Source organism: Roseateles sp. P5_E1 (genome assembly GCF_054049335.1).
The window spans coordinates 1-540 of sequence record NZ_JBFUMN010000419.1; the positions used below are offsets into that span (position 1 = coordinate 1).

The following is a 540-nucleotide window of genomic DNA, read 5'->3' on the forward strand; positions in this document are numbered from 1 at the left end:
CTGGGCAACGCAGCGCTGATGCAGGAACAGGGTATCGCGCTGGACGCCCTGCGTGAGCATGCCGCAGGCCTGCGTCGCGCCGCTGCCAGCGTGATGTACCTGGCCGTCGATGGACAGCTTGCCGGGCTGCTTGCGGTGGCCGATCCGATCAAGGCATCCACCGCCGAGGCAATCGCGGCGCTGCATCGCGACGGTCTGCGCATCGTGATGGCCAGCGGCGACGGCATCGCCACCGCCGAAGCGGTCGCGCGCGAACTCGGGTTGGACGAGGTGCACGGTGAAATGCGCCCGGCCGACAAGGCCGCGCTGATCCGAACGCTGCAGGCGCAGGGACGCAAGGTGGCGATGGCYGGCGACGGCATCAACGAYGCMCCYGCRCTGGCSRCRGCCGAYGTCGGCATCGCSATGGGCAMTGGCACCGACGTGGCGATGTCCAGCGCGCAGSTCACSCTGGTCAAGGGCGACCTGTGCGGGATCCTGCGTGCACGCCAGCTGTCCACCGCCAGCGTGCGCAACATGCGCCAGAACCTGGGCTTCGCC

At 69.8% G+C, this 540-nt stretch carries 1 protein-coding gene; it reads left to right on the forward strand.

Annotation, left to right across the window (positions count from 1 at the left end; genetic code table 11):
- The coding region (locus ACXJKJ_RS31855) for an HAD-IC family P-type ATPase (RefSeq protein WP_457395724.1) at positions 1 to 540 on the forward strand (540 nt) is incomplete at both ends.